Source organism: Streptomyces sp. NPDC054840, assembly GCF_053611065.1.
The window spans coordinates 1-6,931 of the sequence record NZ_JBSGZP010000395.1; the positions used below are offsets into that span (position 1 = coordinate 1).

The following is a 6,931-nucleotide window of genomic DNA, read 5'->3' on the forward strand; positions in this document are numbered from 1 at the left end:
GATCTTCGCCACCGCTGCGGGCAGGTGCCGCCCCTCGTTCCTCGGGGCGACCCCTACCCTCCGCTACGGCTCAGCTCAGACGCTCGAATCTTCGGTCGCGCTGATCTTCGCCACCGCTGCGGGCAGGTGCCGCCCCTCGTTCCTCGGGGCGACCCCTACCCTCCGCTACGGCTCAGCTCAGACGCTCGATGACCATGGCCATGCCCTGTCCGCCACCGACGCACATCGTTTCGAGACCGAACTGCTTGTCGTGGAACTGCAGGCTGTTGATCAGCGTGCCGGTGATGCGCGCACCGGTCATACCGAAGGGGTGACCGACGGCGATGGCACCACCGTTGACGTTCAGCTTCTCCAGCGGGATCTCCAGGTCCCGGTACGACGGGATGACCTGGGCCGCGAAGGCCTCGTTGATCTCGAAGAGGTCGATGTCGCCGACCGTGAGGCCGGCCCGCTTCAGGGCCTGCTTCGACGCCTCGACCGGGCCCAGGCCCATGATCTCGGGGGAGAGGCCGGTGACACCGGTGGAGACGATCCGGGCCAGCGGGGTCAGGCCCAGCTCGCGGGCCTTGGTGTCGCTCATGATGACCAGCGCCGCGGCACCGTCGTTGAGCGGGCAGCAGTTGGCGGCCGTGACCAGGCCGTCGGGGCGGAAGACGGGCTTGAGGCCCTGCACGCCCTCCAGGGTCACGCCGGCGCGCGGGCCGTCGTCCGTGGAGACGACGGTGCCGTCCGGGGTGGTGACCGGGGTGATCTCGCGGGCCCAGAAGCCGTTCTTGATGGCCTCTTCCGCGAGGTTCTGCGAGCGGACGCCGAACTCGTCCATGTCCTGACGGGTCACGCCCTTGAGGCGGGCCAGGTTCTCGGCGGTCTGCCCCATCGAGATGTATGCGTCCGGGACCAGTCCGTCCGCGCGGGGGTCCTGCCAGGTGGAGCCCGTCGACTCGGCGACGGCCGCCGTACGGGCCTCGGCGTCGGCGAAGAACGGGTTGTGGGTGTCGGGCCACGAGTCCGAGTTGCCCTTGGCGAACCGCGACACCGTCTCGACGCCGGCCGAGATGAAGACGTCGCCCTCGCCCGCCTTGATGGCGTGCAGGGCCATCCGGGAGGTCTGCAGCGAGGAGGAGCAGTAGCGGGTGATCGTGGTGCCGGGCAGGAAGTCCATGCCCATCTGCACGGCCACGATGCGCGCCAGGTTGTTGCCCTGCTCGCCGCCGGGCAGGCCGCAGCCGAGCATCAGGTCGTCGATCTCGCGCGGGTCCAGCCCGGGGACCTTGGCCAGGGCGGCCTGGATGATCGTCGCGGTCAGGTCGTCCGGCCGCACGTCCTTGAGGGACCCCTTGAAGGCGCGCCCGATGGGGGAGCGGGCGGTGGAAACGATGACGGCTTCGGGCATCGGGACTCCAAGGGTGTGTTGCGGCTCGTGCGGGACCGCAAGCGAAGTTACCGCCCCGTACGGTCCAGGTCACCGGCCGGGGCGTGTGACACGGGCCGCACTCGCCCGCCGGGCATCGTTTCAGGGCACCACCGGCTGGGCCGGGTCCGTGGCCGGCACCCGCCGCCGACGCCGGTGCTTGAGCAGGACCCAGGGGCCGCGGACGGCCGTGACCTCCGTACCCGCCTGGCCCGCCGCGGCCGACGCGGCCTTCGCCACCGGCAGCATGTCCTCGTCCCGGGACACGTCCAGCCGGTCCGACTCCGGCCACAGGCCCAGCGCCGCGCACAGCGTGGGCAGCACGGCCATGGCGGCGGTCGCGTACCCCTCCGCCGACGGGTGGTAGGAGTCGGGGCCGAACATCTCGCGCGGGTTCGCGGCGAACTCCGGGCCCAGCAGGTCTCCCATGGAGACCGTACGGGCGCCCAGCGCCACCACTCCTATGGTCTGCGCGGCGGCCAGCTGGCGCGAGACCCGGCGCGCCAGCCAGCGCAGCGGCTGGTAGACGGGCTCGATCGTGCCCAGGTCGGGGCAGGTGCCCACGACGACCTCCGCGCCGGCCATGCGCAGCCTGCGCACGGCCGAGGTGAGCAGCCGCACCGACTGGGTCGGCGGCATCCGGCGCGTCACGTCGTTCGCCCCGATCATGATCACGCAGACGTCCGGGGGCGGCGCGGGGCCGTCCAGCAGCAGGCCGACCTGCCGGTCCAGGTCGTCCGACATGGCCCCCGAAAGGGCCACGTTGCGCAGCTCGACCGGCCGCTCGGCCACCGCCGCCAGCCCGGAGGCCATCAGGGCCGCCGGAGTCTGCCGGGCCCGCCGTACGCCCAGTCCCGCGGCCGTGGAATCACCCAGCATGCCCAGGCGCAGCGGGCCCGGGCTCAGCTCAGGCCCGCCGAATTCACTCCCGTACAGCCCGTCGGCGCGCGGTGGCTCGGGCAGCCCGGACCCGACCGCCCGCCGGGCGAACTGCATCTCGGCCACCACCAGCCCGACCGCGGCTGCCCCGACCAGTCCGAGTCCGCCTCCGCCGTACGCCGCGCCCGCCGCGATCCGGCGGGCTGTCCTCGCCCTGGACATCCTTCAGGCCACCTCCTCGGTCCTCATTGATCCCTACCTGCCCCGTACGCACGGTCGGCCAATCCCTTTCCGCATACTCTGGCCGGACCTCCCGGAGAACCCGTGGAGTCCCCTCCTTGGAGAACATGGTGCAATTCCACGACTCGATGATCAGCCTCGTCGGCAACACCCCGCTGGTGAAGCTCAACCGTGTGACCGAAGGCCTGCAGGCCACCGTCCTTGCGAAGGTCGAGTACTTCAATCCCGGTGGATCCGTGAAGGACCGGATCGCCGTACGGATGATCGAGGCCGCCGAGCAGAGCGGAGCCCTCAAGCCCGGCGGCACCATCGTGGAGCCGACCAGCGGCAACACGGGTGTAGGACTCGCCATCGTGGCCCAGCAAAAGGGCTACAAGTGCATCTTCGTCTGCCCTGACAAGGTGTCCATGGACAAGATCAACGTGATGCGCGCGTACGGCGCCGAGGTCGTGGTCTGCCCGACCGCCGTCGACCCCGAGCACCCGGACTCGTACTACAACGTGTCCGACCGCCTCGCGCGCGAGCCCGGCGCCTGGAAGCCCGACCAGTACAGCAACCCGAACAACCCCCGTTCGCACTACGAGACCACCGGTCCCGAGCTGTGGGAGCAGACGGACGGGAAGATCACCCACTTCGTCGCGGGTGTCGGTACCGGCGGCACGATCTCCGGCACCGGCAACTACCTCAAGGAGGTCAGCGGCGGGAAGGTCAAGGTCATCGGCGCCGACCCCGAGGGCTCGGTCTACTCCGGCGGCTCCGGGCGTCCGTACCTGGTCGAGGGCGTCGGCGAGGACTTCTGGCCGACCGCCTACGACCCGAACGTCACCGACGAGATCATCGCGGTGTCCGACAAGGACTCCTTCCAGATGACCCGCCGCCTCGCCAAGGAGGAGGGCCTGCTCGTCGGCGGCTCCTGCGGCATGGCGGTCGTCGCGGCGCTGAAGGCCGCCGAGGGGCTCGGCCCGGACGACGTGGTCGTCGTCCTGCTGCCGGACAGCGGCCGCGGCTACCTCAGCAAGATCTTCAGCGACGAGTGGATGGCGGGACACGGCTTCCTGGAGGAGGCCGGCCCCGCCGCGCGCATCGGCGACGTGCTGAACGACAAGGAGGGCGGCATCCCCTCCCTCGTCCACATGCACCCCGAGGAGACCGTCGGCGAGGCCATCGAGGTCCTGCGCGAGTACGGCGTCTCGCAGATGCCGATCGTCAAGCCGGGCGCCGGTCACCCGGACGTGATGGCCGCCGAGGTCATCGGTTCCGTGGTCGAGAAGGAGCTGCTGGCGGCGCTGTTCGCCCAGCGGGCCTCCTTGACCGACCCGCTGGAGAAGCACATGAGCTCCCCGCTGCCGCAGGTCGGCTCCGGCGAGCCGGTGTCCGAGCTGATGGCGGTGCTCGGCGAGGCGGACGCGGCGATCGTGCTGGTCGAGGGCAAGCCCACCGGTGTGGTGAGCCGTCAGGACCTGCTGGCGTTCCTGGCCAAGGGCGCGAAGTAGCAAGCGGCCCGCCCGGGGGGCGGGGCGCGGGCCCACCGCCCGCCTCCCGCCCCGGCACCCGGCCCGTGGCGCGGCCTTCGCGCAAACGGTACGGGCACGACACGTGACGGCAGCACCCGCTTAACACGGCTCCGGCACAGTGGTGGTTGTCGGCAGGGGAGTCCGGGAGACCGGAACCCGGCCGGCACCACGGAACGGCGTGTGCGTACCTCCGGAGCGGCTCCCGGACCGCGCGTACGCCACGGACGCGGACGGCCCTGACCCGGCCGTGTCCTTCGCGGGGACCGCCGTCGTCCCGCCCCTCGGGCGACCGAGGGTGCGGCGGTCCCCGCGCAATCCTCTTGCGGACCCGGTTCACTCGCCCGTACGGCGGCGGTGGTGGCGGGCCCGGCGTCAGCCCGGGGTGTCCCGCGCACTCCGCCGCAGGCGGGCGGCGTGGATGAAGTTCACGCCCACGATCCCCGCCCAGGCGACGATCAGCCCCGGCAGCCGCGCCTGCGTGACGGCGATCGCCGACAGCGGGATCGCCAGGACCAAGGTGATGATCGCGAAGCCGAAACGTTCGCCGAAGTTCCCGTCCCCCGGAACGGCGGACGGCGCCCGGCCGTCACCGCGGGCCGCGGACAGGCGTTCCTCCGCGAGCCGGCGCCGGACCTGCGTGTCGACCTTCTCGACGAACGAATCCACGAGCGCGGCCTCGTACTCGGGGCCCAGCTCGCGCCGGGCGTCCAGCGTCGCGTCGAATTCCTTCTTGAGCTCTTGGGCGTGCGCGTCCATGCCCCCACCGTAGGAACCCCGGCGATCCCCGGCACTGGGGCTAGCACCCCTATCCGGATCGCGGGCACGGCTTGCCCCGCTGCATAACCGCATGCAGAGTGCTCCGTGACTGAATATTTCACCGGGACGGAGGGGACGGGATGAGTGACAGCCCGGCCGCGCGGCTGCAGAAGCTGTTCGAGGGGCACCGGCTGACGCCGACCCAGCGGCGGATCGCGCACTGCATGGTGCGCGGGGCGGCGGAGGTGCCCTTCCTGTCGAGCGTCGAGCTCGCCGAACTGGCCGGGGTGAGCCAGCCCTCGGTGACCCGGTTCGCCGTGGCGCTGGGCTTCGACGGCTATCCGGCGCTGCGCCGCCACCTGCGCGAGGTGGCCCCCGCCGAGCGGCCCGAGGCCGCGCACGAGGACTCGTACAACGAGTACCAGCAGGCCGTTCTCGGCGAGATCGAGAACCTGCGGCAGCTCGCGGCGATGCTCGCCGATCCCGCGCCGGTCCAGGAGGCGGGGCGGCTGCTCGCCGCCTCGACCCCGCTGCTGGTGCTCGGGCTGCGGGCGGCTTCCTCCCAGGCGCGGGGGTTCGCCTACTTCGCGTCGAAGGTCCACCCGGACGTACGGCTCCTCGACGAGGGCGGCTCGATGATGGAGGACCGCATCGACGCGGCGCGCTACGAGGGCGCGACGGCGCTACTGTGCTTCGCGCTGCCCCGCCACCCCCGGGAGGTCGTGGACACGCTGGAACGCGCGCGGCGGGCCGGCCTGACCGTGGTCACCGTCGCCGAATCGGCCTTCGCCCCGGTGGCGCGCCACTCGGACCTGCTGATTCCGGCGCAGGTCGGTACCGGGCTGGCCTTCGACACGGCCTGCGCGCCGATGCTGCTGGGGCGGGTGCTGCTGGAGTCGATGGCGGACGCGCTGCCGGACGCGCAGGCCCGGCTGGAGGCCTTCGACGCGCGGGCGGCGGCGCGGGGTCTGTTCGTGGAGTGAGCCCACGGCCTGCCGTCCGGCGTGCGCGCCGCGCCGGAGATGCTGCTCCGCAGGTTCCGCGCAGCGGCTACAGCAGGGCGTCGCCGTGGGCGCCGCCCGCTTCGGCCACGATCTCGGCGAGGCGCTGCGCGGGCCGTGCAAGGCTGAAACGGACCTCGCCCGACGCCGTGAGCGTGAAGCCGTGGACCGCCGGGCGGGGCAGGCTGTTGTAGCCGTAGTGGGCCGTGAAGAAGTACGCCCCGGTGTCCGGGACGCCGATCAGGTCGCCGGGGGCGAGGCGGGGCAGCTCGCGGGCGGCCGCGAGCAGGTCCCCGGCGAAGCAGGCCGGTCCCGCGACGTCCTGGGCCACCGGGTCGCCGGTCTTCGGGGCGCCCTTCGCGTCGTACGGCAGGATCCGCACCGGCCAGGTCGCCGGGGCGTACGCGGTGCGGGTCGCCAGCTGGACCCCGGCATGGGTGAGCGCGATCGGCCGGGAGCCGCTGGTCTTGGTGTACTCGACGCGGGCCAGCACCAGGCCGTGCTTGGCCAGCAGGGACCGGCCGAACTCCGTGACCAGGCCGTACGAGCCGTCGAAGAGGGCGGGGACCGCCTCGCGCAGGGCGGCCACGTACTGCGCGTGGGTGGGGGTCTCCTCGTCCGAGGTGAAGTTCACGGGCAGGCCGCCGCCGATGTCGAGGGTGTCGACCTGGCGTCGCCCGGCCGCCGCGTTGATCTCCTCGGCGAGCGCGTGCAGGTCCCGTACGCCTTCCGCGATCAAGGCCAGGGGAACGCCCTGGGAGCCGGAGTGGATGTGCAGGCGGGTGAGCCACGGCCGGTCCAGGTAGGCCCGTACGAGCCAGTCGCGCGCGCCGGGGTCGCGCAGGGCGATCCCGAACTTCGAGGTCGCGGTGGCCGTGGACAGGGCGTCGATGGTTCCGGCGCCCGTCTGCGGGTTGATCCGCAGGCCGATCGGCGCGGCGAGGGGCGCGGGTGCCCGGCCGACCAGTCCGTCGAGGCGGGCCAGCTCCTGCGGGTTGTCGGCGTTGACGGCGATGCCCAGGGCCAGGGCCTCGCGCAGCTCGGCCGGCGTCTTGGCGGGGGAGTCCAGGACGGTCCGGGCGGCGGGCACCCCCGCCGCCCGGGCCAGCGCCAGTTCCCCGGGGCTCGCC

6 protein-coding genes are annotated in these 6,931 nt (G+C 72.6%); 2 read left to right on the plus strand and 4 right to left on the minus strand.

All coding sequences use genetic code 11. The features are described 5' to 3' along the window. Window positions 1-172 precede the first annotated feature (172 nt). Window positions 173-1,393, minus strand: coding sequence for an acetyl-CoA C-acetyltransferase (locus ACWGIU_RS24805; RefSeq protein WP_453709208.1), 1,221 nt, complete (start codon window positions 1,391-1,393; stop codon window positions 173-175). Between the two features lie 120 nt (window positions 1,394-1,513). Next, window positions 1,514-2,512 carry an SGNH/GDSL hydrolase family protein gene (locus ACWGIU_RS24810; RefSeq protein WP_453709210.1) on the minus strand — a complete coding sequence of 333 codons (999 nt, stop codon included), beginning with the start codon at window positions 2,510-2,512 and terminating at the stop codon, window positions 1,514-1,516. Between the two features lie 128 nt (window positions 2,513-2,640). On the opposite strand from ACWGIU_RS24810, the gene ACWGIU_RS24815 reads away from it, so the two are divergent. Continuing rightward, complete coding sequence (locus tag ACWGIU_RS24815) at window positions 2,641-4,023, plus strand: cystathionine beta-synthase (protein ID WP_453709218.1); 1,383 nt, start codon at window positions 2,641-2,643, stop codon at window positions 4,021-4,023. A gap of 393 nt (window positions 4,024-4,416) precedes the next feature. Here ACWGIU_RS24815 and ACWGIU_RS24820 read toward each other — a convergent pair whose 3' ends face one another. Continuing rightward, the gene (locus ACWGIU_RS24820) at window positions 4,417-4,800 is read right to left on the minus strand and encodes a hypothetical protein (protein WP_453709212.1); all 384 of its coding nucleotides are present in this window, start codon (window positions 4,798-4,800) and stop codon (window positions 4,417-4,419) included. Window positions 4,801-4,940: 140 nt separating this feature from the next. On the opposite strand from ACWGIU_RS24820, the gene ACWGIU_RS24825 reads away from it, so the two are divergent. Further along, window positions 4,941-5,783 carry a MurR/RpiR family transcriptional regulator gene (locus ACWGIU_RS24825; protein WP_453709214.1) on the plus strand — a complete coding sequence of 281 codons (843 nt, stop codon included), beginning with the start codon at window positions 4,941-4,943 and terminating at the stop codon, window positions 5,781-5,783. A gap of 67 nt (window positions 5,784-5,850) precedes the next feature. Here the strand turns inward: ACWGIU_RS24825 and ACWGIU_RS24830 are convergent. Beyond that, window positions 5,851-6,931 (minus strand): diaminopimelate decarboxylase (locus ACWGIU_RS24830; protein WP_453709216.1); only part of this gene is annotated, 1,081 nt, incomplete at its 5' end.

Excerpts from the sequence above, each read along its gene's own strand:
- ACWGIU_RS24825 (WP_453709214.1), top strand. The coding sequence starts at position 4,941 with ATGAGTGACAGCCCGGCCGCGCGGCTGCAGAAGCTGTTCGAGGGGCAC.
- ACWGIU_RS24810 (WP_453709210.1), bottom strand. The coding sequence starts at position 2,512 with ATGTCCAGGGCGAGGACAGCCCGCCGGATCGCGGCGGGCGCGGCGTAC.
- ACWGIU_RS24820 (WP_453709212.1), bottom strand. The coding sequence starts at position 4,800 with ATGGACGCGCACGCCCAAGAGCTCAAGAAGGAATTCGACGCGACGCTG.
- ACWGIU_RS24805 (WP_453709208.1), bottom strand. The coding sequence starts at position 1,393 with ATGCCCGAAGCCGTCATCGTTTCCACCGCCCGCTCCCCCATCGGGCGC.